Raw genomic sequence first — 22,325 nt, 5'->3', positions numbered from 1 at the left:
GGCCAGTGTCCCGCCGCCCGGAGAATCGGGTCAACCGCCTCCCGTCGCCGTCCTCCCGCCACCCCGCGCGGAGGACTTCCTTGCCCCGGTTACCGGCCGGTAATAGCGTTTGTTACCAGCGAGTACGACGACGCCGGCACGGAGCACGGGAGCCATCCGCCATGAGCCACTACACCGCCGACCTGCGGGACCTCGAGTTCAACCTCTTCGAGTTCCTGGACACCAGGGACCGCTTCGGCACCGGCCCGTTCGAGCAGATGGACGCCGAGACCGCCCGAGGCGTGCTCACCGAGATCCGCCGGCTGGCCGAGGGCCCGCTGGCCGCCTCCTTCGCGGACGCCGACCGCAACCCGCCGGTGTTCGACCCGGCAACGCACTCGGTCACGCTGCCGGAGAGCTTCACGGCGTCCTTCCGCGCCGTGCAGGACGGCGAGTGGTTCCGCCTGGACCTCCCGGACGAGCTCGGCGGCTTCGGCGCTCCCGTGGCGCTGCGCTGGGCCGCCTACGAGATGATCCTGGGGTCCAACCCAGCCGTCTTCATGTACGGCTCGGGGCCGACGTTCGGCGCCACGCTGTACGAGCTGGGTACCCCCGACCAGAAGCGGCTGGCCGAGCTGATGGTCGAGAAGCGCTGGGGCGCCACCATGGTGCTCACCGAGCCCGACGCCGGCTCCGACGTCGGGGCGGGCCGCACCAGGGCCGTGCAGCAGCCCGACGGCTCCTGGCACATCAGCGGGGTGAAGCGCTTCATCACCTCGGCCGAGCACGACCTCGCCGACAACATCGTCCACCTGGTGCTGGCCCGCCCCGAGGGCGCGGGACCGGGCACCAAGGGGCTGTCGCTGTTCGTCGTCCCCAAGTTCCACGTCGACCTCGCGACCGGCGAGCTCGGCGAGCGCAACGGCGTGTACGTCACCAACGTCGAGAAGAAGATGGGCCTGAAGGTCTCCACGACCTGCGAGGTCACCTTCGGCGACGGCCCGGTGCCGGCCCGGGGGTGGCTCGTCGGCGACGTGCACGACGGCATCGCGCAGATGTTCCACATCATCGAGTACGCGCGGATGTTCGTCGGCACCAAGGCGATCGCCACCCTGTCCGCCGGCTACCGGGTGGCCCTCGACTACGCGAAGAGCCGCGTCCAGGGCGCCGACCTCACCGCTCCCGGCAAGGACGCCCCGCGGGTGACCATCACCCACCACCCCGATGTGCGGCGCTCGCTGATGCTGCAGAAGTCCTACGTCGAGGGCATGCGGGCCCTGTACCTGTACACGGCGAGCCTGCGCGACCAGGCGCTCCAGGCCGAGGCCGAGGGCGATCCCGAGACCGCGCGGCTGGCCGCCCGCGTCAACGACCTGCTCCTGCCGATCGTGAAGGGCTTCGGCTCGGAGCGGGCCACGCAGCTGCTCACGAGCGAGTCGCTGCAGACCCTCGGCGGCTCGGGCTACCTGCAGGACTACCCGATCGAGCAGTACATCCGCGACTCCAAGATCGACACCCTCTACGAGGGCACCACCGCGATCCAGGGCCAGGACCTCTTCTTCCGGAAGATCGTCAAGGACGGCGGGGTCGCGCTGACCTGGCTGGCCACGCAGGTGCAGGCCACGATCGAGGCCGAGGTCGGCAACGGCCGGCTCAAGGAGGAGCGGGCGCTGCTCGCGACCGCCCTGGGCGACGTCCAGTCGATGCTGACCGCGATGTTCGGGCACCTCACCGCCGCCCAGCAGGACCCGGCCGAGCTGTACAAGGTCGGCCAGAACACCTCCCGGCTGCTCCTGGCCGTCGGGGACCTGGTCACCGCGTGGCTGCTCGTCCGCCAGTCCGAGGTCGCCCTGGCTGCGCTCGCCGGCGAGGTCAGCGAGCGGGACCGGTACTTCTACGAGGGCAAGCTCGCCGCCACCCGGTTCTTCTGCACCCAGGTGTTGCCGCGCCTGACCGCCGAGCGGACCGTCGTCGAGCACACCGACAACGCGTTGATGGAGGTCGACGAGGCGGCCTTCTAGAAAGGACCACCCTCCTCCCCACGCGCGCAGGCTCGCCGCGGGCCCCGGGAGGGTGGCCGTTCCAGTCCCTCACCACCGGCGGCCGTCGGCCGTTTCACGGTCGGGGCAGCGGGCATGGGGCTGGGGACGACGACGCCCCCAGGAGGCTCCCGTGACCGATCCGCAGGGCAGTGACCGGATCCAGCAGGGCGTGCCCACCGCCTCGGGCACCGGCGACAACAGCGACACGGGGGCCTCGTTCGAGGACGTCCCGCTGACCCGGGACGAGGCCATCGAGCGCGACGCCGCCTCCGACGACGACCTGCCCGCCCGCGCCGACAGCGACGTCGCCCGCGCCCGGACCTCCGGCCCGTCCGGCGAGGTCCAGCAACCCACCCCCCGATCCGGAGGCAGAGAGACCCGATGAGTGCACCCGACCCGACCGGCTACCACGAGGGCGAGGACGTCTCCGACGGCCCGAGCAGCGGGAACCTGATCGACGGGGTCCCGGGCGAGGACCGCGCCGACCGCGGCGAGCTCGACACCACGCTGACCACCGACGACGAGGCCCAGCAGGACGACGGGATCGTCCGCCCCGGCAACGCCCCAGACTGAGGAAGACCCTCCCGGGTCCCCCGCGGGCCCGGGGAAGCCGAGCAGGGCTCCAGATCCAGCCGCGCCGGCGCGCGGCCTCCACGGCCGCGTGCCGGTTCGGCGCGCCCAGCTGGGTCGCCGCGGCGGACAGGGGGTTGCACACCGTCCCGGGTGACAGGTGCGCGGGGGCGGCGATCGCATCGACCGGGGCGTCCCCGGCCGCGAGCTCCAGGACGTCGGCCTCCCGCGGGGTCAGCGGGCCGTCCCCGGCGCTGATGGCCTCGGCGGCCGGCTCGGGGTCCACGCAGCGCCCGCCGCGGGGGATGGTGCGGACGACGTCGGTGAGCACCGGCGCGCTGACCGTCTTCGGCAGGAAGCCGCGCCCCCCCTCCAGCGCCCGCTCCAGGTGCCCGGCGCGCCCGTGTCCGGCGACGATGACGACGGCGCAGCCGGGGACCGCGGCCAGCAGCTCGCCGGGCACGGAGACCCCGTCGCGGTCGGGCACCTGCAGGTCCAGGACCGCGACGTCCGGCGTGTGCCGGCGCGCCATCGCGAGCGCTCCCCCCGGGCACACCTGTAGAGGCTGCTGCCGCCCCGTCCCCGGCACAGGTGCCGGATCTCACGACCTGGGGCGGGGACGCCACGGGCCGCCCGTGACAGGTGTCATGGGCGGCCCGTGGTCCGGCCCCCTGGCGGGGGCAGGGTCCCGTCTCAGACGCGGCTGGTCGACCGCTCCCGGGTGACCACCGCCTTGTCCTGGGCCAGGTCGCGCCTGGCGGTCTCCCCGTAGGTGGCGACGGCGAGCAGCGTGATGACGGCGCAGGCGACGACGTAGAGGACGACGGCGGACACGTTCGGGTCGTCGAAGCTGCCGAGCAGGGCGATGGCGATCAGCGGCGCCGGCGCGCCGGCCACCAGCGAGGCCAGCTGGGCGCCGACCGAGACGCCGGTGTAGCGGGCCTTGGTCCCGAACAGCTCGGAGAAGAACGCGGCCTGCGGGCCGTACATGGCCCCGTGGAACAGCAGGCCGACGGTGATCGCGAGGACCGCCAGGCCGAAGCTGGCGGTGTCGAGGAGCCGGAAGAAGGCGAACGCCCACACCCCGATGCCGAGGGCACCGAGCAGGTAGACCGGCCGGCGGCCGATCCGGTCGGAGAGCGCACCCCACATCGGGATCGTCACCAGGTGCACCGCCGACGCGATGAGGACCGCGTTCAGCGCGAACGAGGAGTCCAGCCCCACGACGTTGGTCAGGTAGGTGAGGCTGAACGCGGTGAGCAGGTAGAACGAGACGTTCTCGGCGATCCGCGCCCCCATGGCGGTGAGCACCTCGCGCTTGTAGCGGGTGAGCACCGTGACGATCGGCGCCTTCTCCACCTCACCGGTCTTGGCGGCCTTGGCCTCGGCGGCCCGCTGGGCCTCGAGGAACACCGGGGACTCCGACACCGTGAGCCGCACCCACAGGCCGACGAAGATCAGCACGGCCGAGAGCAGGAACGGGATCCGCCAGCCCCAGGCCTCGAAGGCCTCGTCGGACTGGAAGGCCGCCAGCAGCGCGAGGACACCGGTGGCCAGCAGGTTGCCCGCCGGGGCGCCGGCCTGCGGCCAGGACGCCCAGAAGCCGCGGTGCTGGGGCTTGCCGTGCTCGGAGACGATGAGCACCGCGCCGCCCCACTCGCCGCCGAGGGCGAAGCCCTGGATCAGCCGCAGCGCGATCAGCAGGACCGGTGCGAGGACGCCGACGCTGCCGTAGGTCGGCAGCAGGCCGATGAGGAACGTCGCGCCGCCCATCATCAGCAGCGAGATGACCAGGAGCTTCTTGCGACCGAGCCGGTCGCCGTAGTGCCCGAAGACCAGCGCGCCGACCGGGCGGGCGAAGAAGCCGACGGCGTAGGTGGCGAAGGCGGCGAGGACGCCGACGAAGTCGTCCTGCTCCGGGAAGAACAGCGGACCGAAGACGAGCGCGGCGGCCGAGCCGTAGAGGAAGAAGTCGTACCACTCCACCGTGGTGCCGACGATGCTCGCTCCGACGACGCGGCCGAAGCGCGTGTCGGAGTGGGCTGGTGCGGACATGGGACCCTCCTCGTCGTGCCGCAGGGGCGGCAGCTGCCAGACAGGTTCGACGCTAGGTGCGTGTGGTGCGGCTCACCATGTGGCGTCGGGGCACCCCTTCCCCGGCGGAGGTGTGGGCACACCACACCGCGCCCGGCAACCTGCCCGACGGGTCTCCTCGGGGCTGCGCGGACCGTGTGCGACCGCGACACCGCGCCGGCCCGGCGTGTGTGGCCCCACGACGTGCAGCGACTCCGCCGTCCGGCCTACGGTGGCGGCCATGGACGCAGCGAGCGGGCTGGAGGGACGGCGGGCGCTGGTGACCGGCGGGGCCTCGGGGATCGGGCGCGCCTGCGCGGTGCGGCTGGCCGCGGCCGGGGCCTCCGTGGTGGTGCTCGACCGGGACGGCGAGGCGGCGAAGGCGGTCGCCGAGGACGTGGGCGGCACGGCGCTGGCGGTCGACCTGACCGACCTCGACGGCCTCGACGCCCTCGACCTCGACGTCGACGTCCTGGTGAACAACGCCGGGCTGCAGCACGTGGCGCCCGTGCACGAGTTCCCGGTGGAGCGCTTCTCGCTGATCATCCGGCTGATGCTCGAGGCCCCGTTCCGGCTGGTCCGGGGTGCGTTGCCGCACATGTACGACCGCGGCTGGGGCCGGGTGGTCAACATCAGCTCCATCCACGGGCTGCGCGCCTCGGCCTTCAAGAGCGCCTACGTCACGGCCAAGCACGGCTTGGAGGGCCTGTCGAAGGTCATCGCGCTCGAGGGCGCGCTGCACGGCGTCACCTCCAACTGCGTCAACCCCGCGTACGTGCGGACGCCACTGGTCGAGGGCCAGATCGCCGACCAGGCCCGGGCGCACGGGCTGTCGGAGGACCAGGTGGTGGAGCAGGTGATGCTGGCCCCGGCCGCGGTCAAGCGGCTGATCGAGCCGGAGGAGGTGGCCGAGGCGGTGGCCTACCTCTGCTCCCCCGCGGCGGCCTCAATCACCGGCAGCTCGCTGGTCATGGACGGCGGGTGGAGCGCCCACTGAACCTGGCCCCGCCGGCAGCGGGCGAGGCCGCGGCGGGGAGGGCCGCGGAGTACTTCTCCCTGCTGCTCGAGGACGCCGCCGCCATCGAGTACGAGGGCCCGCTGGTGCGTGCCCGCGCCGCCGGGGCCCACCCCACCGAGCTCGCCGAGCTGGCGCGGGTGAAGTTGCTCGCCCTCCAGGTGCGGGAGGCCTTCGCCGCCCGCCGTCGCCGCGAGTCGGAGCTCTCGGCACTGTTCGACACCGCCAGCGACCTGGCCGCCCTGCGCGGCGTCGACTCGGTGCTCACCGCGATCGTGCGCCGCGCCCGCCAGCTCCTGGGCACCGACGTCTCCTACCTGACGCTCAACGACGACGTGCGTGGCGACACCTACATGCGGGTGACGGACGGCTCCGTCTCCGCCCGCTTCCAGGCCCTGCGGCTGCCGATGGGGGCGGGCCTCGGCGGCCTGGTCGCGCAGTCGGCCGCGCCGTACGCCACCCCGAGCTACTTCACCGACAGCCGGTTCCAGCACACCGACGAGATCAACGGCGGCGTGCACGAGGAGGGACTGGTCGCCATCCTCGGCGTCCCCCTGGTCCGGGGCTCGCAGGTGATCGGCGTCCTGTTCGCCGCCGACCGCAGCGAGCGGCTCTTCGACCGCTCCGAGGTCGCGCTGCTGGGCTCCCTCGCCGCGCACGCGGCGATCGCCCTGGACAACGCCCGCCTGCTGGAGGAGACCCGCGCCGCCCTCGACGAGCTGTCCACGGCCACCCGGGAGCTGCGCGCCCACACCCAGTCGGTGGAGCGGGCGGCCGCGGCGCACGACCGGTTCGTCGACGTCGTCCTGCACGGCGGCGGCGTGGAGGACGTCGCCGCTGCGGTCACCGAGGCCCTCGGCGGCCGGATCGCGGTGCTCGACGGGGAGGGCCGGCCCACGCCGTCCGGCGGCGACGTCGAGCTGCCGCCGGACCCGGCGGCCGCTCTCACCCTGGCCCGCGCCACCGGCCGGACGGTGCGCGAGGACGGCTGGTGGACGGCGGCGGTCACCGTCGGCAGCGAGCTGCTCGGCGGCCTGGTCCTGCACCGGGACGACGAGCTCTCCGACGCCGACCAGCGGATCCTCGAGCGCGCCGCGCTGGTGACCGCGTTGCTGCTGCTCATCCGGCGCACCGCGGCCGAGGCCGAGGGGCGGGTGCGCGGTGAGCTGGTGGAGGAGCTGCTGACCACGCCGGTGCGCGACCCGGACGGGCTGCGCGAGCGGGCCCGCCGGCTGGGAGCGGACCTCGACCGCCCGCACGCGGTGGTCGTCCTCGAGGTCGAGGAGGCGGTCCGCCGGCGCGCGCTGGCCGCCGCCGACCACCTGGCGGCGACCCGCGGCGGTCTGGCCGGCGGGCACGGCGGCCGGGTGGTCCTGTGCCTGCCGGAGCTGGCGCCCGGGGAGGCCGCGGCGCTGGCGCGGCGGGAGGTGTCCACCGCGGTGGGGCGGCCGGTGACCGCCGGGGGCGGCGGACCGGCGCGCGACGCGGGGGCCGTGGCCGCGGCGCACGCGGAGGCGCAGCGCTGCGCGTCGACGCTGGCGGCGCTGGGCCGCGGCGGTGAGGCGGCGAGCGCCGAGGAGCTGGGCTTCGTCGGCCTGCTGGTGGGCGAGGGCCGGGACGTCGGCGGCTTCGTCACGGCGACGCTGGGCCCGGTGCTGGACTACGACGCGCGGCGGGGCACGGAGCTGGGCGCCACCCTCGCGGCGTGGTTCGCCGCAGGCGGCTCGCCCGCCCGGGCCGCGGAGGCCCTCGGCGTGCACGTCAACACCGTGACCCAGCGGCTGGACCGGGTGGGCCGGCTGCTCGGCGCGGGCTGGTCGGCGCCCGAGCGGGCGCTGGAGGTGCACCTCGCCCTGCGGCTGCACCGGCTCACCGGCGCGGCCGCGATCGGGTGACGGCCGTCCGAAGCCACCTCCGCCGTGGTCAGCCGCCGACGAAGCCCGGCGGGATCCCGTCGAGCGTCAGCTCCCGCTCACGACCGCACACCCGGCAGACCTGCCGCCCCGGGCCGCCGGGACGCTCGTCACCCGCGGGCCGCCGGACGTAGTCGTGGAACCCCAGCCGGCACCGCAGCGGCCTGGTCGCCATGGGCAGATGCTCGGCACGGCGTGGGCGCCCGGACAGGGACCGAGGTCCCCGGTGCCCCCTACCCTGGACGGGTGCAGCCCGACCGACTCCCGCGCGAGGTGTGGACGGCGCGGTCGGCGGCGCACGCGGAGCGGGCGGACGCGCTGACCGCCGGGCACCGCGCCCGCCGGGCCACCGGCGAACGGCACCCGGTCGAGGACTTCCTCTACGAGTACTACTCGACCCGCCCGTCGGTGCTCCGGCGCTGGCACCCCGGCGCCGGGACGGCCCTGGCGCCGCCCGCGCCCCACGCCGCCTGGCGGTGGTACCGCGCAGGCCGGGACGCCGTGGTCCTGGACGCCCCCGCGTACCTCGCCGACCGCGGGGACACCGTCGCCTTCGTGCACCGACTCCTGTCCGCCACCGCCGCCCGGCCGGCGTTCACCGGCTGCTCCGGTCTGCACGAGTGGGCGATGGTCTACCGGGCCGACGAGCACCGGCACCCGCTCCCGCTGCGGCTGGGCCGGGCCGGCACGGACGCGGTCGTCGAGGCGCACCCGATCCGGTGCACCCACTTCGACGCCTTCCGGTTCTTCACGCCCGCGGCGGTCGGCCTGAACCGGCTGCAGCCGACCCGCGCCACCCAGCCCGACCTGGAGCAACCCGGGTGCCTGCACGCCACCATGGACCTCTACAAGTGGGCGGCCAAGCTGGGCCCCGCCGTCCCCGGCGAGCTGCTGCTGGACTGCTTCGAGCTGGCCCGGGACGTCCGCGAGCTGGACATGCGCGCCTCGCCCTACGACCTGCGCGGCCTCGGGCGGGAGCCGGTGCGCATCGAGACCGCCGCCGGGCGGACCGAGTACGCCGCCCTGCAGCGCGGGTTCGCCACGCGCGGCGCGGCGCTGCGCAGCCGGTTGCTGCACGTCACCGCGGCGTTGCTCGGCACTCCCCCGGCCGACCCCGTCCCGTCCCCGGCGGGTCGTACCGTCGGAGGGTGACCTCCACCCGCTCAGACGACCTGCGCACCGACCGCTGGCTGCGGCTCGACGGGACGACGAACACCCGCGACCTCGGGGGGCTGCCCACCTCCGACGGCGGGACGACACTGCCCGGCCGGATCCTGCGCAGCGACAACCTGCAGACGCTCAGCGACGGCGACGTCCGGCGGCTGGTCGAGGAGGTCGGGCTGCGCGAGGTGATCGACCTGCGCACGACCGCGGAGGTGCTGCTGGAGGGCCGCGGCCCGCTGCGCGCGGTGCCCACGGTGACCCACCGGCACTTCAGCCTGCTGCCCGAGCGCGGTCACCACACCGACGTCTTCGCCGTCGAGGAGGACGACCTGCCCGAGCTCCCGGCCGGCTGGGCCGAGTCGATCCTGCCCCGGCAGGTGGCCGAGAGCGACCAGGAGGAGCCGCCGGCGGTCCGCTCCTACCTGGGCTACCTGGCCCACCGGCCGGACAACGTGCTCGGCGCGCTGCGCGCCCTGGCCGCCGGCACGGACGGCGCGGCCGTGGTGCACTGCGCAGCCGGGAAGGACCGGACCGGGGTGGTGGTGATGTTCTCCCTCGCGGTCGCGGGGGTCCCGCACGAGGAGATCGTCACCGACTACGCGCTGACCGCCGACGTCATCGACGCGCTGGTGGCCAAGCTCGCCGCCTCCCCGACCTACGCCGAGGACATGACCACCCGCGGCGTGGCCAGCCACACGCCGCGGGCGGAGACGATGCACCGGCTGCTGGCCCTGCTCGACGAGCGGCACGGCGGACCGGTCGGCTGGCTGACCGAGCACGGCTTCGGGCCCGAGGAGCGGGCCGCCCTGCGCGCCCGCCTGCGGGGCTAACCCTCCTCGGGAGCGTCCGCGCCGGACCGGCCGGCGTGCTTGTGCCGGTACATCGCCGAGTCGGCGGCGCGCAGGAGGTCGTCGGCGACGCCCCACTCCCCGCTGTGGACGGCGACCCCGACGCTCGTCCCGACGGCGACCGCGGTGCCCTCGAGCCGGAAGGTCTCGTCGAAGCAGCCGAGCACCCGGGCGACGACGCGATCGGCGTCCTCGGCGCGGGCCAGGCCGGGGAGCAGGACGGCGAACTCGTCGCCGCTGAGCCGGCCCACCGTGTCGCCGGGGCGCACCGCCGAGCGCAGCCGGGCCGCGACCTGGCGGAGCAGCTCGTCGCCGGCGGCGTGCCCGAGCGAGTCGTTGACCGACGTGAACCGGTCGAGGTCGCAGAACAGCACGCCCACGTGCTGCTCCGGGCCGGTCGCGGCCAGCGCGCCGCCGAGCCGCTCGAGGAACAGCACCCGGTTGGGCAGCCCGGTGAGCGCGTCGTGGGTCGCCTGGTGGCGGACGGTCTCCAGCAGCCGGGCCTTCTGCAGCGCCGTCGAGGCCTGGTCGCTCAGGCCCCGCAGGCGGGCCAGCACCTCGCCGTCCAGCCGCGCCGGGGCACGGCCGGCCACCCAGCTCGCCGTCGCGACGCCGAGGAACGTCCGGCCGGCGAGCAGCGGGACGGCGACCGCGTGGGTGACGTGCCGCTCCCTGAGCAGCCGCGCCAGACCCTCGCTGCAGGTCGCCACGTCGAGGAGGCGGGGCTCGCGGTCGGTCAGCATCCCGACCAGCTCGGGGGTGTCCTCGGCCCGCAGGGAGGTGCTCGGCGCCGTCTTGCCCCCGGCCCCGGTCGACCCGGCGACCGCGGCGGTGACCAGCGAGCCGTCGGCCGGCTCCCACAGCAGCATCGTCCCGCTGTCGGAGCCGACGACCCGCGGCAGGGCGTCGGCCACGACCGAGCAGACGGCCGCGGCGTCCCCCGCCTGCGCCAGCTCGTGCGCCAGCGCGAGGAGCGCACCGGCCCGGCGCGCCTCCTGCCGGGCGCTCTCCAGGGCCATGAGCAGGTCCAGCGTGGCCGCCGCGTGACCGGCGTAGGCGGCGAGCATCTCCCGCTCGTGCCCCAGCGCGCCGTCCCCCGGCCGGTAGACCGCCGCGAGCCGGCCGTACGCGCGACGGGCAGAGGCGACGTCGACCGCCACGACGGACGGCCCGGGGTCGCCGTCGGCGAGCAGCGTCGCGGCCAGCGCGTCGACCGTCTCGGCGGGCAGGCCGGCCCCGTGCACCATCGGCGGACCGCCGACGGGGTCGGCGACGGCCAGCACGTACGCCGGGGCGAGCACCGCCTCGGCGGCCCGCGCGACGGTGCGCCGCAGCACGGTCTCCACGTCGTCGCTGGCCACCAGGTCGGTGGCCGCGGACTGGAGGACCCGCAGCTGCTCCCGCAGCGACACAAGATCCGGCCGGGCGTCGGCCGCGGCTGCCCGGGACCGGCGCCAGCGGCGGCGGTGCTGCCAGGTCAGGTGGTAGACGCAGGCCGGGTGCCCGTCGGACTCGCACTGGGTGTGCAGGAGCTCGGCCGGGGGGAGCCCGAAGACGGCCGGCACCATGCCGATCAGGCCGCGCGCGTAGTCGCAGTCCAGCCGGGAGTGCACGTACCCGGGGGAGAGGCTGGACCGGACGGTCGCGTGGCGGGCGCCCGCCTCCAGCACCTCCATCGTGGAGGTGGTGGAGAACTTGGCGACCGCGCGCGGCAGTTGCCGGTACACCTGGGCCGGCGAGCCCATCGCGCGGATGAGCAGGACCAGCCCGGGGTTCAGCCCGTGGGCGAGCGCCTCGCGCCCGACGCGGAACATCGTCGCCGGGTCACCGAGCACCTCCGTGGCGGCAGTGAACAACCGGATGCGGGTGTCGTAGCTCGTCCAGTGCGAGGGGCTGCTCAGCTGCTCGGCGGTGGCGGCCACCCCGGCGCGGCGCAGGACCTCCGCGACGGCGGCGTCCCCCGCCCGGCGGCGCACGTAGCCGAGGACGAGGCCGGTGGTGGCCCCGGAGGTCTCGCGGGGCTCGGGCACGGGCTCGCCGGCGGTCATCGCCGGTCCTCTCCCGCCCGGCGGTGTCGCGGGGGGCACGTCCGACCCGATCTCCTCACGCCTGGTGGATCGGCGCCTCCGGGGACCCGGTTGAGCGAACCCGCCCGAAGGGGGGACGCCACGGTGCTCCCGGCGGCCGCCCCCTTGCGCTCGAGCACCGGGAGGAGTACGACGGTATATACCCCTAGGGGGTATCGATGGACGGACCGTGGGAGGACCGATGGACGCCGCGACACACCACCACCCAGGACACCGCGCGGGATCCCGGAGCGGTCCGGCCTCCTGGGCGACGGCCGCCTCGGCGACGCTGCACTGCCTGACCGGCTGCGCGATCGGCGAGGTCCTCGGGATGGTGATCGGCACCGCGCTGGGGTGGGGTGACTGGGCCACCGTCGTCCTGGCCGTCGCGCTGGCCTTCGTCTTCGGCTACGCGCTGACCATGCGCGGGGTCCTGCGCGCCGGCCTGTCGTTCCGCCGGGCGCTGACGGTGGCCCTGGCCGCCGACACGGTGTCGATCGCGATCATGGAGGTCGTCGACAACGCCGTGATGCTGTCGGTGCCCGGCGCCATGGAGGCCGGCATCACCAGCGCCGTCTTCTGGCTGAGCCTGGCGGGCGCACTCGCGGTGGCCTTCGTGGTCACCCTGCCGGTGAACCGCTGGATGATCAGCCGCGGCCGGGGCCACGCCGTCGTCCACGGCCTGCACGGCTGACCCGGCCCGGACAGCAGACGACCCCGGTCTCCGCGGAGGGAGGCCGGGGTCCTCTCGTCAGCGGAAGGTGTAGCCGCCGCCGTTCGCCATCGTCAGCAGCTCGTCCCGCATCGCCGGGCTGCTGGCGCGCGCGAGGGCGCGGTCGATCGCCCGACGGGTCCGCGCCGCCTGCCGACGCCGCCGCCAGCTGGAGGTCACGCTGTTCATCGTCGTTGCCTTCTTCCGGTCTCTTCGAGGGGGCACCCGTAGCAATGCAGGTGCAGACCCAATTATTCCGAAGGAAGACAGGCGGGAAGGCCGACACGGCGACGATCAGTCACCCGCGGGGGTGAGTTCCGCCTCATCCGGCTCGTCTCACTCGACCCCGAGGACCGTCCGCACCGCCTCGCGGGCGCCGCGCGGGTCGTCCGCGGCCAGGGCGGCCTCGGCGGCCCGCCGGCAGCCGTCGTTGTCCACCGTGGCCAGCCGCGCCCCCACGCCGGCGACGGACGACGCGGCGCAGGACAGCGAGGTCACCCCCAGGCCCACGAGCACGCAGGCCAGCAGCGGGTCGGCCGCAGCCTCGCCGCAGACGCCGACCGGCTTGCCCGCCCGGAGGCCGGCCTCGGCGGTGACCCGCACCAGGGCGAGCAGGGCCGGCTGCCACGGGTCGGTGAGGTCGGCGAGGTCGGCGGAGAGCCGGTCGGCGGCGAGGGTGTACTGCGACAGGTCGTTGGTGCCGATCGACAGGAAGTCGACGTGCCCGAGCAGCCTGTCGGCGTGCAGCGCCGCGGAGGGCACCTCGATCATCACCCCGGGGACCAGGCCGCGGTCGCGCACCAGCTGGCCGAACTCCGCGGCCTCGGGGACGGTCGCCACCATCGGCGCCATCACCCACGGCTGCTCCCCGGTCCGCCGGGCGGCCTCCGCGATGGCGTCCAGCTGCCGCTCCAGCAGGCCGGGGTCCCGGCGGGCGACCCGCAGGCCGCGGACGCCGAGCGCCGGGTTCTCCTCGTCGGGCATCGTCGCGAAGGCCAGCGGCTTGTCCGAGCCGGCGTCCAGCGTGCGGACGACGACCCGCCGTCCCGGGAAGGCCTCGAACACCTCGGCGTAGCCCGCGGCCTGCTCCTCCACCGAGGGCTCCTCGGCCCGGCTGAGGAAGGCCAGCTCGGTGCGCAGCAACCCGACCCCCTCGGCGTACTTGGCCGCCGCGGCCCGCGCCCCCGCGCCGTCCTGCACGTTGGCCAGGACCTTCACCTCGACGCCGTCCTTCGTGCGCCCCGGCCCGCGGTAGCCGGCCAGTGCCGCGGCGGCCGCGCGGGAGCTCTCCACGCGGGCGTTCGCCTCGTCGAGGTCGGGGTCGACGGTGACGGTGCCGCGCTCGCCGTCGAGCAGCACCGTGGCGCCCACCGGGACGTCGTCCAGACCGCCCACGGCGACGACGCAGGGCAGCCCGAGCTGGCGGGCGATGATCGCGGTGTGGCTGGTGGTCCCGCCCAGCCGGGTGGCCAGGCCGATCACCCGGGCCGGGTCGAGGCCGGCGGTGTCGGCGGGGGCGAGGTCCTCGGCCAGCAGGACCGACGGCACCTCGGGCCGGGGCACGCCGGGCTCCCCCTGCCCGGTCAGGTCGGCGACGATCCGGTCGCGGATGTCGCGGACGTCGGTGACCCGCTCGGCCATCAGCCCGCCCAGCGAGGTGAACAGGTCGACGAACTGCTGGGCGGCCTGCACGGTGGCGACGGCGGCCGGGGTGCCGGCGTCGATCCGCTGCTCCACGGCCGAGAGCAGGCCGCGGTCGCGGGCCAGCCCCGCGGTGGTGGCCAGCACCTCCGCGCTCACGCCGGTGGCGCCGGCGGCCCGCTCGGTGAGCCGGTCGGCCACGGCGCCCGCCGCCGCGACGAAGCGCTCCTTCTCGCCCGGGCGACGGTCCTCAGGGACGACGGCCCCCTCGTCGGCGGGCAGCAGCACCGCGCCGGACGGGCGGACCACCGGGCCGAGGACCACGCCGGGGACGACCGGGGTGCCGGGCAGGACCACGGGCCCACCGGTCTGCGGCAGGGCGGCGGTTCCGGGTGCGGTGGTGGACATGGGGTACCTCGCCTCGGGTCTGGGGTGAGAGGAGTGCGACGCCGTCGGTGACCAGAGTCACGAAAAAGTGTTGACTTGTCAACGTATCGGACGTAGAACAACACCAACACAACGCGAAACCCACACGATCGGGCATGGAAGGGAGGTGCGCCCGTGTATCCCGAGGAGCGACAGCACGCGATCGCCGGGCTGGTGACCGACCGGGGGCGGGTGTCCGTGACCGCCCTGGCCGAGCAGTTCGGCGTCACCACCGAGACCGTGCGGCGCGACCTGGCCGTCCTCGAGCGGGCCGGCACGGTCCGCCGGGTGCACGGCGGCGCCGTGCCCGCCGGCGCGCTCGCGTACGTGGAGACGGCACTCGGCGAGCGGCACGGCACGCGCAGCGAGCAGAAGCGGAAGATGGCCGCCGCTGCGCTGGACCTGGTCCCGGGGGCCGACGGGAGCCTGCTGCTCGACGGCGGCAGCTCGACCGCCGCCCTCGCCGACCTCCTGCCGGGCGACCGCCGCCTGTTCGTCGCCACCACGTCCGTGCCGATCGCCGCCCGGCTCGCCGGCGCGCCCGGCATCGACCTGCACGTGCTGGGCGGGCGGGTCCGCGGCATCACCCAGTGCGCCGTCGGGTCCCCGGTCCTGACCACGCTCGCCGACCTCCGGGTGGAGGTCGCCTTCCTCGGCGCCAACGGCGTCACCCCCGACCACGGGTTCACCACCCCCGACGACGCGGAGGCCGCCGTGAAGCGCGCCATGATGCGAGCCGGCCAGAAGGTCGTCGTGCTCGCCGACAGCAGCAAGCTCGGGCGCGAGCACCTGGTGCGCTTCGCCGCCCCGGCCGACGTCGACGTCCTGGTCACCGACGCCGACGCCGACCCCGCCGACGTCGCCCGGCTCGAGGACGCCGGCGTCGAGGTCGTGATCGCATGAGCGCCGAGCTCGCGGGGCCGGCCGGGGGCGGAGCCGCCGGCCGCGTGGTGACCCTCACCGCCAACCCGAGCCTGGACCGCACGCTCTCGCTCCCCGGCCCGCTGCAGCGCGGCAGCGTGGCCCGTCTCGCGCCGAGCTCCACCGAGCCCGGCGGCAAGGGGGTCAACGTCGCCCGCGCGATCGCCGCCGCCGGTGGGGACGTCGTCACCGTGCTCCCCGCCGGGGACGACGACCCGATCGTGGGCGCCCTGCACCGGATCGCCCTGCCGATGGCCACGGTGCCCGTCGACGCGACGGTGCGCACCAACTACACCCTGGCCGAGCCCGACGGCACCACGACCAAGCTCAACGAGCCCGGCGCCTCCCTCGACGCCGACACCCGCGCCGCCCTGATCGCGGCGCTGCACCGGCACGCCGAGGGGGCCCGCTGGGTGGTGCTCTCCGGTTCCCTGCCGCCGGGCACCCCCGTCGACTGGTACGCCGAGCTGGTCCGCTCGCTGCGGGACACCGGCGCGCGGATCGCCGTCGACACGTCCGAGGCGCCGCTGCTCGCGCTGCTCGCGGCCGGCCCGGATGCCGCTCCGGACGTGCTCAAGCCCAACTCCGAGGAGCTCGCGCAGCTCGCCGGCGTGCCGGAGGCGGAGCTGACCGCCGACCGCGACGCGCTGCTGGCCGCCGTCGCCACGCTGCACGAGCGCGGCGTGGCCGAGGTGCTGCTGACCCTCGGCGCCGACGGCGCGCTGCTCTCCGGCGCCGAGGGCGTGTGGTCGGCGACCCCGCCGCCGATCACCGTCCGCAGCACCGTGGGCGCCGGCGACTGCAGCCTCGCCGGCCTCGTCCTGGCCGACCTCGCCGGCGCGGCGCCGGCCGAGCGGCTGCGCAGTGCCGTCGCCTACGGCGCCGCCAGCGCGTCCCTGCCGGGCTCCGCCGTCCCGACGCCGGAGCAGGCGAGCAGGCTCGCGGCCGAGGTCACCACCGGGCCCGTCTCCCCCACCCGCACCGCCGGCTCCACCGCACCGCCCGCCAGCACCACCGCACCGAGCAGCACCACCGTCCCGGCCGCCGGCCGCGACGTCCGCTGAGGCCTCCCGAGAGGTAAGCCATGCCCGCCCTCATCACTCCCGACCTGGTCGCTCTCGACGCCGACCTGGGGTCCGACAAGAGCTCGGTCGTCCGCCGGCTGGCCGCGCTGGTCGCCGGCACCGGCCGGGCCACCAGCACCGACGGGCTCGCCGAGGACGCCCTGGCCCGCGAGGCCCAGGCCCCCACCGGCCTGCCCGGCGGGATCGCCATCCCGCACTGCCGGTCCGAAGCGGTGACCGAGGCGTCCCTGGCGTTCGCCCGGCTGGACCCGAAGGTCGACTTCGGGGCCCCGGACGGCCCCGCGGACCTGGTCTTCCTCATCGCCGCCCCGGCGCACGGGGACGCCGACCACCTCACCCTGCTCACCGCGCTGGCCCGGGCCCTGGTGCGGCCGGAGTTCGTCGCCTCGCTGCGGGCCGCCGACTCCGACGCCGAGATCGTCCGGTTGGTGGACGAGGTCGTCTCCCCCGAGCCCGCGCCCGCCGCCGCTCCCGCCGCGCCCGCTGCCGCACCCGCGGCTGCCCCGGCGGCGAGCGCCCCGGCGGCCGCCGCCGCGGGCCGGCGCTCCGTCGTGGTGGTCAGCGCCTGCCCGACCGGCATCGCGCACACCTACATGGCCGCCGACAAGCTCACCGCCGCGGGCCAGGCCGCCGGGGTCGACGTCCACGTGGAGACGCAGGGCTCCTCGGGTTCGACGCCGCTCGCATCGGACGTGATCCGCGGCGCCGACGCGGTCATCTTCGCCGTCGACGTCGGCGTGAAGGACCGCGACCGGTTCGCCGGCAAGCCGGTCGTGCAGTCCGGCACCAAGCGGGCGATCAACGAGCCCGAGGTCATGATCCGCGAGGCGCTGGCCGCCGCCGACGACCCGAACGCCCGCCGGGTGCCCGGGGGTGCCGCGGCCGGCGCGGACGCCGGCGCCGCGGCGGCCGGCAAGCCGAGCACCGGCGCGGAGATCCGCCGCTGGCTGCTCACCGGCGTCAGCTACATGATCCCGTTCGTCGCCGCGGGTGGTCTGCTGATCGCACTGGGCTTCCTCTTCGGCGGCTACCAGATCGTCAACCCAGACCCCGCCTCGGCCGCGGGCGACAGCTACGCGCTGAACTGGGTCCTCAACAACACGTTCTTCAACCTGCCCTCCGCACCGCCGCTCGAGGGCCTCAACGACGGCTTCTGGGGCTACCTCGGGGCCATCTGCACCGTCCTCGGCCAGGCGGCGTTCGGCTTCCTGGTCCCGGCGCTGGCCGGGTACATCGCCTACGCGATCGCCGACCGCCCGGGCATCGCGCCCGGCTTCGTCATCGGCGCGGTGTCCCTCACCGTCGGCGCCGGCTTCATCGGCGGCCTGGTGGGCGGCATCCTCGCCGGCCTGGTGGCCCTGTGGATCAGCAAGTGGAAGCTGCCGACCGGCGTCCGCGGCCTGCAGCCGGTGGTGATCATCCCGCTGCTCGCGACGCTGATCTCCAGCGGGATCATGGTCGCGGTGCTCGGCCGCCCGCTGGCCGCCGCGCTCGAGGGGCTGGGCAACTGGCTCAACAGCCTGACCGGCACCTCGGCGGCCCTGCTCGGCGTCATCCTCGGCCTGATGATGTGCTTCGACCTGGGTGGCCCGGTCAACAAGGCGGCCTACCTGTTCGCCACCGCGGGGCTGGCCTCGCAGACCAGCGGCTCGCTCGTCATCATGGCCACGGTCATGGCCGCCGGCATGGTGCCCCCGCTGGCGATGGCGCTGAGCACGGCGATCCGCCCGAAGCTCTACACCCCGGCCGAGCGCGACAACGGCAAGGCGGCCTGGCTGCTGGGCCTGTCGTTCATCTCCGAGGGCGCGATCCCGTTCGCCGCGGCCGACCCGCTGCGGGTCATCCCCTCGATGATGCTGGGCGGTGCCACGACGGGTGCGATCATCGCGGCGAGCGGCGTGGAGCTGCGCGCCCCGCACGGCGGCATCTTCGTGTTCTTCGCGATCAGCAACTTCCTGGTGTTCCTCCTCGCCCTGGCCGTGGGCACGATCGTCGGGGCCGTGGCCGTGACGATCGCCAAGAGCTTCGGCAGGTCGGACGCCGAGGAGGCGCCGGAGGACGCCGTCGACCTCGAGCACGCACACACCGTCGCCCCCGCCACCCAGCCGGCTCGCGCCTGAGCCGCCAGGCTGTAACCCCGACACCGAAACCCCGAGCAAGGGAGAGACCCCATGCCCAGTCAAGTCGTCGCCGTCGGTTCCCGCGTCGGGCTGCACGCCCGCCCGGCGGCCCTGATCGCCGAGGCCGTCGGCAAGGCCGGCGTCCCGGTGACACTGGCCACCGCGGGCGGCAACCCGGTGGACGCCGGATCGCCGCTGATGATCATGACGCTCGGGGCCAAGCAGGGCATGGAGGTCGTCGTCACCAGTGACGACCCGGCCGTGGTCGAGCAGATCGCCGGTCTGGTCGCCCAGGACCTCGACGCCGAGTAACGGCGGCCCCTCCCCACAGACGACGGCGCCCGTCCCCTGCAGAAGGGGGCGGGCGCCGTCTCGTTCGCTCGACCCCGCTGCCGGGTGGGGCAGCGGGACCTGCGAGGGCGTCCTCCTACGACTGGTCGGGGCGGGAGACGTCCCCGCGCCACCCACCGGTCTCGGTGCCGCGGCTCTCGATGAACTCCTTGAACCGCTGGGCGTCGGCCTTGACCTGCCGGTCGTCGAAGCCCAGGGCCGCGCCGGCCTTCTCCACCAGGCCCTCGGGCTCCCAGTCGATCTGGATCATCACCCGCGTCTTGGCGTCGTCGAGCCGGTGGAAGGTGACCACACCGGCGTGCTTGGCCTCGCCGCTGGTGCTGGCCCAGGCGACCCGCTCCTCGGGGTGCTGCTCGGTGATCTCGGTGTCGAACTCCCGCTTCACGCCGTCGATGTTGGTGACCCAGTGGGTGTGCGTGTCATCGATCTGCGTGATCCGCTCCACCCCGCCCATGAACTGCGGAAAGGACTCGAACTGGGTCCACTGGTCGTAGGCGACCCGGATCGGGACGTCGACGTCGACGGATTCCTGCACGCTGGCCACTGTCTGCTCCTCTGCTCGGGATCGTGGTCGGTGCACGACCTACCCCCGGGAGCCAGACCGGACACGTCCGGAACCCGCCTCAGCGCAGGGTCGCCGCCACGCTCCCCCGCACCGGCCGGCCCTCGGAGAGCAACAGCAGCTGGGCCAGGTGGTAGGCGTCGGGCTGCCCGGCCCACGTGCCCGCGGCCACCTCGCCGGTCGGCGTCAGCTCGTGGCGCCAGCTACCGGTGGCCGGGTCGGCGAACCGGTCCTCGCCGTGCGCCCGCCAGCGGCCGGCCAGCTCCCGGTAGCGCGGCTCGCCGGTGACCTCGGCCAGCACGGCCGCGGCGGCGATCGCCTCGCACAGCACCCAGTGCATCCGCTGCGCCACCACCGGCCGGTCGTCCCAGTCCAGCGTGTACGGGAACCCGTCGTGCCCGTCGGCGGCCCAGCCGCGGCCGGCGGCGGCGTCGAACAGCCCGACCGCGTCGTCGAGGAGCCACCCCGGGGCGTCCGGAAGCGCCGCGCGCAGGTGCAGGCACAGCCGGGCCCACTCGAACTGGTGCCCGACCGTCACGCCGTAGGGGCGGAAGGGGTGCGCCGGCTCGTCGCGGTTGTGCTCGGGCAGCGGCGTCCAGTCGGGGGTGAAGTGCTCCGGCAGCCGCCAGTCCCGCTCCCGCGCCCAGCCGTGGACGACGCGCTCGGTGCTGCGCAGCGCCTGCTGCCGCAGCCGGGCCGCCCGGGGGTCGTCGCCGAGGGCGTCGGCGGCGGCCAGCGAGGCCTCGACGCCGTGCATGTTGGCGTTGGCTCCGCGGTAGTCCGACAGCGTCGTCCAGGCGGCGTCCCACTCCTCGAACGCGAGCCCCGCGGCGTCGTCCCAGAAGCGGGTCTGCCAGACGTCGAGGGCGTCGTCGAGCAGCGCCGACCCGCCGGGGTCCCCGGCTGCGGTCGCCGTCGCCCCGGACAGGACGACGAAGGCGTGCACGTAGGCCGACTTGGCGTCGTCGTCGGTCGCGGCGAACCAGCCCCCGTGCTCGGTGTCGCGCAGCGGCCCGCCGGTCAGCGCCCGGACGCCGTGCCCGACCAGGTCCGCCGCCCCGGGCCGGCCCAGCAGGGAGGCCAGCCCGAAGACGTGCGTCATCCGCGCGACGATCCAGGTCTCCAGCGGCCGGTCGGCGAGGACCGCGCCGTCGCTGCCGAGGTAGCCGAAGCCGCCCGGCACGGCCGACCGCTCGGCGTGGTCGAGCAGCCGCTGGAGGTCGGTCATGACTCCCCTCTTGCCGCGACGATCATGGCGCGGTGACCAGTTCCAGGGTCGGAACGGTGGTCACGGCGCCATGATCGCGGAGGGGCGACGGTCAGAACGCCAGCGCGGTGCCGGGGTCGGAGAGCAGCGCCCCGACGTCGGCGAGGAACCGGCTGCCCAGCTCCCCGTCGATGATGCGGTGGTCGAACGAGAGCGCCAGCTGGGTCACCTGCCGGGGCCGGACCCTGCCCTTGTGCACCCACGGCATCTCCCGGACGGCGCCGAAGGCCAGGATCGCCGACTCGCCGGGGTTGAGGATCGGCGTCCCGGTGTCGACGCCGAACACCCCGACGTTGGTGATCGTGATCGTGCCGCCGCTCATGTCCGCGGGCGCGGTGCGACCGGCCCGCGCGGTCTCGGTCAGCTCGGCCAGCGCCGCCGCCAGCTCGGTCAGGGAGAGCCGGCCGGCGTCCTTGACGTTCGGGACGACCAGGCCGCGCGGCGTCGCCGCGGCGATGCCGAGGTTCACCTGCCCGTGGACGACGATCTCCTGCGCCGCCTCGTCCCACGAGCTGTTGACCATCGGGTGCCGCCGCGCGGCGAGCAGCAGCGCCTTGGCGACGAACAGCAGCGGGCTGACCTTGACCCCGGCGAACTCCGGCCGCGCCGCCAGCCGGGTGCGCAGCTTCATCATCCGGGTGACGTCGACGGTGAGGAACTCCGTGACGTGCGGTGCGGTGAAGGCGCTGGCCACCATCGCGGCGGCGGTGTGCTTGCGCACGCCCTTGATCGGGATCCGCTGCGCCGGGCCCGCCGTGCCGGTGTCGAACGCCCCCTGGAGGGCGGCGGCCGCCTCCTGCGCGGGCGTCACGCCCGCCGCGGCGGCCTGGACGTCGGCGCGGGTGATGACCCCGCCGTCGCCGCTGCCGCTCAGCGTGGTCAGGTCGACCCCGAGGTCCTTGGCCAGCTTGCGCACCGGCGGCTTGGCCAGGGGCCGCGGCCGGCCGTGCCCGGGCGCGGCTCCCCGCGCGGTCGCCGCCTCCTCCACCGCGGCGTGCGCCTCGGCGGCCCGGCCGACCTCCAGCCCGCCGTGCCGGACCGGCTTGGTGCGGGCGTCGGGCGCGGTGGTCAGCAGCGGCGTCGTCCGGGAGCCGTCGTCGGCGGACCCGGCCAGCGGCGTCGGCGCCGCGTGGTGGTGGACGGCGCGCCGCGGCCGCCGGCGGGCCTCGGTGGTGCGCGGCCCGTAGCCGACCAGCACCGCGGTGCGCCCGCCGGGGGCCGCGCCGCCGATGAGCCCGGCGGCGGGCTGGTCCGCGGCGGTCTCGTTCGCGGCGGTCTCGTCTGCGGCCGGCTGGTCCGCGGCCGGCGCCGGGGCCGGTCCGGCGTCCCCGCCGGTGTCGATGGTGATGATCGGCGTGCCGACGTCGACCGTCGTCCCGGCCTCGTGCAGCAGCTCGGTGACCGTGCCCGCGTACGGCGAGGGCAGCTCGACGGCGGCCTTGGCCGTCTCCACCTCGCACAGGGGCTGGTTGATCGTGACCGTGTCACCGACGGCGACCAGCCACTGCAGGATCTCGCCCTCGGTGAGCCCCTCACCGACGTCCGGCAGCTTGAACTGACGCAGCGCCAT

General features: G+C 75.4%; 20 protein-coding genes and 1 pseudogene. 12 read left to right on the top strand and 9 right to left on the bottom strand.

The window, feature by feature from the left end; all coding sequences use genetic code 11:
* Positions 1 to 161: 161 nt before the first annotated feature.
* From ACI782_RS13870 to ACI782_RS13860, 3 genes are all read left to right on the top strand, one after another.
* Positions 162 to 2,000 (top strand): acyl-CoA dehydrogenase, encoded by a 1,839-nt coding sequence (locus ACI782_RS13870; protein WP_456910100.1) that lies wholly within the window; start codon positions 162 to 164, stop codon positions 1,998 to 2,000.
* Between the two features lie 151 nt (positions 2,001 to 2,151).
* Complete coding sequence (locus tag ACI782_RS13865; RefSeq protein ID WP_456910098.1) at positions 2,152 to 2,406, top strand: hypothetical protein; 255 nt, start codon at positions 2,152 to 2,154, stop codon at positions 2,404 to 2,406.
* Entirely contained in the window at positions 2,403 to 2,594 is a 192-nt protein-coding gene (locus ACI782_RS13860; RefSeq protein WP_456910096.1) for a hypothetical protein, read from the top strand. Before ACI782_RS13865 ends, ACI782_RS13860 begins: the two co-directional genes overlap by 4 nt.
* Before the next feature lie 88 nt (positions 2,595 to 2,682).
* On the opposite strand, the pseudogene ACI782_RS13855 reads toward ACI782_RS13860, so the two are convergent.
* Together ACI782_RS13855 and ACI782_RS13850 are read right to left on the bottom strand one after the other, a co-directional pair.
* Positions 2,683 to 3,123: pseudogene (locus tag ACI782_RS13855) on the bottom strand (response regulator); the annotation flags it as partial.
* Between the two features lie 161 nt (positions 3,124 to 3,284).
* Positions 3,285 to 4,646 carry an MFS transporter gene (locus tag ACI782_RS13850; protein WP_456910094.1) on the bottom strand — a complete coding sequence of 454 codons (1,362 nt, stop codon included), beginning with the start codon at positions 4,644 to 4,646 and terminating at the stop codon, positions 3,285 to 3,287.
* 259 nt (positions 4,647 to 4,905) lie between these two features.
* Between ACI782_RS13850 and ACI782_RS13845 the strand changes: the two genes are divergently transcribed.
* Together ACI782_RS13845 and ACI782_RS13840 are read left to right on the top strand one after the other, a co-directional pair.
* Entirely contained in the window at positions 4,906 to 5,661 is a 756-nt protein-coding gene (locus ACI782_RS13845; protein ID WP_456910092.1) for a 3-hydroxybutyrate dehydrogenase, read from the top strand.
* A complete protein-coding gene (locus tag ACI782_RS13840) occupies positions 5,646 to 7,574 on the top strand; it encodes a helix-turn-helix domain-containing protein (RefSeq protein ID WP_456910090.1) in 1,929 nt (642 codons plus the stop codon). The genes ACI782_RS13845 and ACI782_RS13840 overlap by 16 nt, the downstream gene beginning before the upstream one ends.
* Positions 7,575 to 7,602: 28 nt before the next feature.
* Here the strand turns inward: ACI782_RS13840 and ACI782_RS13835 are convergent, their stop codons facing one another.
* Complete coding sequence (locus tag ACI782_RS13835) at positions 7,603 to 7,767, bottom strand: hypothetical protein (RefSeq protein WP_456910088.1); 165 nt, start codon at positions 7,765 to 7,767, stop codon at positions 7,603 to 7,605.
* Positions 7,768 to 7,838: 71 nt separating this feature from the next.
* Here ACI782_RS13835 and ACI782_RS13830 point away from each other — a divergent pair, with 71 nt between their 5' ends.
* Both ACI782_RS13830 and ACI782_RS13825 read left to right on the top strand, forming a co-directional pair.
* A complete protein-coding gene (locus ACI782_RS13830) occupies positions 7,839 to 8,744 on the top strand; it encodes a 3-methyladenine DNA glycosylase (RefSeq protein WP_456910086.1) in 906 nt (301 codons plus the stop codon).
* A complete protein-coding gene (locus tag ACI782_RS13825) occupies positions 8,741 to 9,586 on the top strand; it encodes a tyrosine-protein phosphatase (RefSeq protein WP_456910084.1) in 846 nt (281 codons plus the stop codon). The genes ACI782_RS13830 and ACI782_RS13825 overlap by 4 nt, the downstream gene beginning before the upstream one ends.
* Here the strand turns inward: ACI782_RS13825 and ACI782_RS13820 are convergent.
* On the bottom strand, positions 9,583 to 11,652 hold the full coding sequence (locus ACI782_RS13820; RefSeq protein WP_456910082.1) for a diguanylate cyclase domain-containing protein: 2,070 nt from the start codon (positions 11,650 to 11,652) through the stop codon (positions 9,583 to 9,585). The two genes, ACI782_RS13825 and ACI782_RS13820, sit on opposite strands and share 4 nt — an antisense overlap.
* Positions 11,653 to 11,872: 220 nt before the next feature.
* Here ACI782_RS13820 and ACI782_RS13815 point away from each other — a divergent pair, with 220 nt between their 5' ends.
* Entirely contained in the window at positions 11,873 to 12,364 is a 492-nt protein-coding gene (locus ACI782_RS13815) for a DUF4396 domain-containing protein (RefSeq protein ID WP_456910080.1), read from the top strand.
* Between the two features lie 57 nt (positions 12,365 to 12,421).
* Here the strand turns inward: ACI782_RS13815 and ACI782_RS13810 are convergent, their stop codons facing one another.
* Together ACI782_RS13810 and ACI782_RS13805 are read right to left on the bottom strand one after the other, a co-directional pair.
* Complete coding sequence (locus ACI782_RS13810; protein ID WP_456910079.1) at positions 12,422 to 12,562, bottom strand: hypothetical protein; 141 nt, start codon at positions 12,560 to 12,562, stop codon at positions 12,422 to 12,424.
* Positions 12,563 to 12,718: 156 nt separating this feature from the next.
* Positions 12,719 to 14,431, bottom strand: a complete 1,713-nt coding sequence (locus tag ACI782_RS13805) for a phosphoenolpyruvate--protein phosphotransferase (protein WP_456910077.1) — start codon at positions 14,429 to 14,431, stop codon at positions 12,719 to 12,721.
* 153 nt (positions 14,432 to 14,584) lie between these two features.
* On the opposite strand from ACI782_RS13805, the gene ACI782_RS13800 reads away from it, so the two are divergent.
* The 4 genes from ACI782_RS13800 to ACI782_RS13785 are packed head-to-tail and all read left to right on the top strand — an operon-like array spanning position 14,585 to position 18,887.
* Positions 14,585 to 15,352: a DeoR/GlpR family DNA-binding transcription regulator gene (locus ACI782_RS13800; RefSeq protein WP_456910075.1), complete on the top strand. Its 768-nt coding sequence runs from the start codon at positions 14,585 to 14,587 to the stop codon at positions 15,350 to 15,352.
* Entirely contained in the window at positions 15,349 to 16,434 is a 1,086-nt protein-coding gene (locus tag ACI782_RS13795; RefSeq protein WP_456910073.1) for a 1-phosphofructokinase family hexose kinase, read from the top strand. Before ACI782_RS13800 ends, ACI782_RS13795 begins: the two co-directional genes overlap by 4 nt.
* Positions 16,435 to 16,454: 20 nt before the next feature.
* Entirely contained in the window at positions 16,455 to 18,575 is a 2,121-nt protein-coding gene (locus tag ACI782_RS13790; RefSeq protein ID WP_456910071.1) for a PTS fructose transporter subunit IIABC, read from the top strand.
* A gap of 51 nt (positions 18,576 to 18,626) precedes the next feature.
* Positions 18,627 to 18,887 carry an HPr family phosphocarrier protein gene (locus ACI782_RS13785; protein ID WP_456910069.1) on the top strand — a complete coding sequence of 87 codons (261 nt, stop codon included), beginning with the start codon at positions 18,627 to 18,629 and terminating at the stop codon, positions 18,885 to 18,887.
* A gap of 115 nt (positions 18,888 to 19,002) precedes the next feature.
* Here ACI782_RS13785 and ACI782_RS13780 read toward each other — a convergent pair whose 3' ends face one another.
* From ACI782_RS13780 to ACI782_RS13770, 3 genes are all read right to left on the bottom strand, one after another.
* Positions 19,003 to 19,470 carry an SRPBCC family protein gene (locus ACI782_RS13780; RefSeq protein ID WP_456910067.1) on the bottom strand — a complete coding sequence of 156 codons (468 nt, stop codon included), beginning with the start codon at positions 19,468 to 19,470 and terminating at the stop codon, positions 19,003 to 19,005.
* A 79-nt stretch (positions 19,471 to 19,549) separates the two neighbouring features.
* Positions 19,550 to 20,716, bottom strand: coding sequence for an AGE family epimerase/isomerase (locus ACI782_RS13775; protein WP_456910065.1), 1,167 nt, complete (start codon positions 20,714 to 20,716; stop codon positions 19,550 to 19,552).
* 91 nt (positions 20,717 to 20,807) lie between these two features.
* Positions 20,808 to 22,325, bottom strand: a complete 1,518-nt coding sequence (locus ACI782_RS13770) for a dihydrolipoamide acetyltransferase family protein (RefSeq protein ID WP_456910063.1) — start codon at positions 22,323 to 22,325, stop codon at positions 20,808 to 20,810.

It is taken from the genome of Geodermatophilus sp. SYSU D00703, from assembly GCF_054050155.1.
Note: the sequence above shows the minus strand (reverse complement) of the source record. Positions and strands in the feature narration are given on the sequence as shown.

What these genes read in the sequence shown, in the direction of transcription:
- ACI782_RS13835 (WP_456910088.1), bottom strand. Translation starts at nt 7,767, where the DNA reads ATGGCGACCAGGCCGCTGCGGTGCCGGCTGGGGTTCCACGACTACGTC.
- ACI782_RS13805 (WP_456910077.1), bottom strand. Translation starts at nt 14,431, where the DNA reads ATGTCCACCACCGCACCCGGAACCGCCGCCCTGCCGCAGACCGGTGGG.
- ACI782_RS13775 (WP_456910065.1), bottom strand. Translation starts at nt 20,716, where the DNA reads ATGACCGACCTCCAGCGGCTGCTCGACCACGCCGAGCGGTCGGCCGTG.
- ACI782_RS13845 (WP_456910092.1), top strand. Translation starts at nt 4,906, where the DNA reads ATGGACGCAGCGAGCGGGCTGGAGGGACGGCGGGCGCTGGTGACCGGC.
- ACI782_RS13860 (WP_456910096.1), top strand. Translation starts at nt 2,403, where the DNA reads ATGAGTGCACCCGACCCGACCGGCTACCACGAGGGCGAGGACGTCTCC.
- ACI782_RS13870 (WP_456910100.1), top strand. Translation starts at nt 162, where the DNA reads ATGAGCCACTACACCGCCGACCTGCGGGACCTCGAGTTCAACCTCTTC.
- ACI782_RS13795 (WP_456910073.1), top strand. Translation starts at nt 15,349, where the DNA reads ATGAGCGCCGAGCTCGCGGGGCCGGCCGGGGGCGGAGCCGCCGGCCGC.
- ACI782_RS13820 (WP_456910082.1), bottom strand. Translation starts at nt 11,652, where the DNA reads ATGACCGCCGGCGAGCCCGTGCCCGAGCCCCGCGAGACCTCCGGGGCC.
- ACI782_RS13815 (WP_456910080.1), top strand. Translation starts at nt 11,873, where the DNA reads ATGGACGCCGCGACACACCACCACCCAGGACACCGCGCGGGATCCCGG.
- ACI782_RS13770 (WP_456910063.1), bottom strand. Translation starts at nt 22,325, where the DNA reads ATGGCGCTGCGTCAGTTCAAGCTGCCGGACGTCGGTGAGGGGCTCACC.
- ACI782_RS13785 (WP_456910069.1), top strand. Translation starts at nt 18,627, where the DNA reads ATGCCCAGTCAAGTCGTCGCCGTCGGTTCCCGCGTCGGGCTGCACGCC.
- ACI782_RS13850 (WP_456910094.1), bottom strand. Translation starts at nt 4,646, where the DNA reads ATGTCCGCACCAGCCCACTCCGACACGCGCTTCGGCCGCGTCGTCGGA.
- ACI782_RS13790 (WP_456910071.1), top strand. Translation starts at nt 16,455, where the DNA reads ATGCCCGCCCTCATCACTCCCGACCTGGTCGCTCTCGACGCCGACCTG.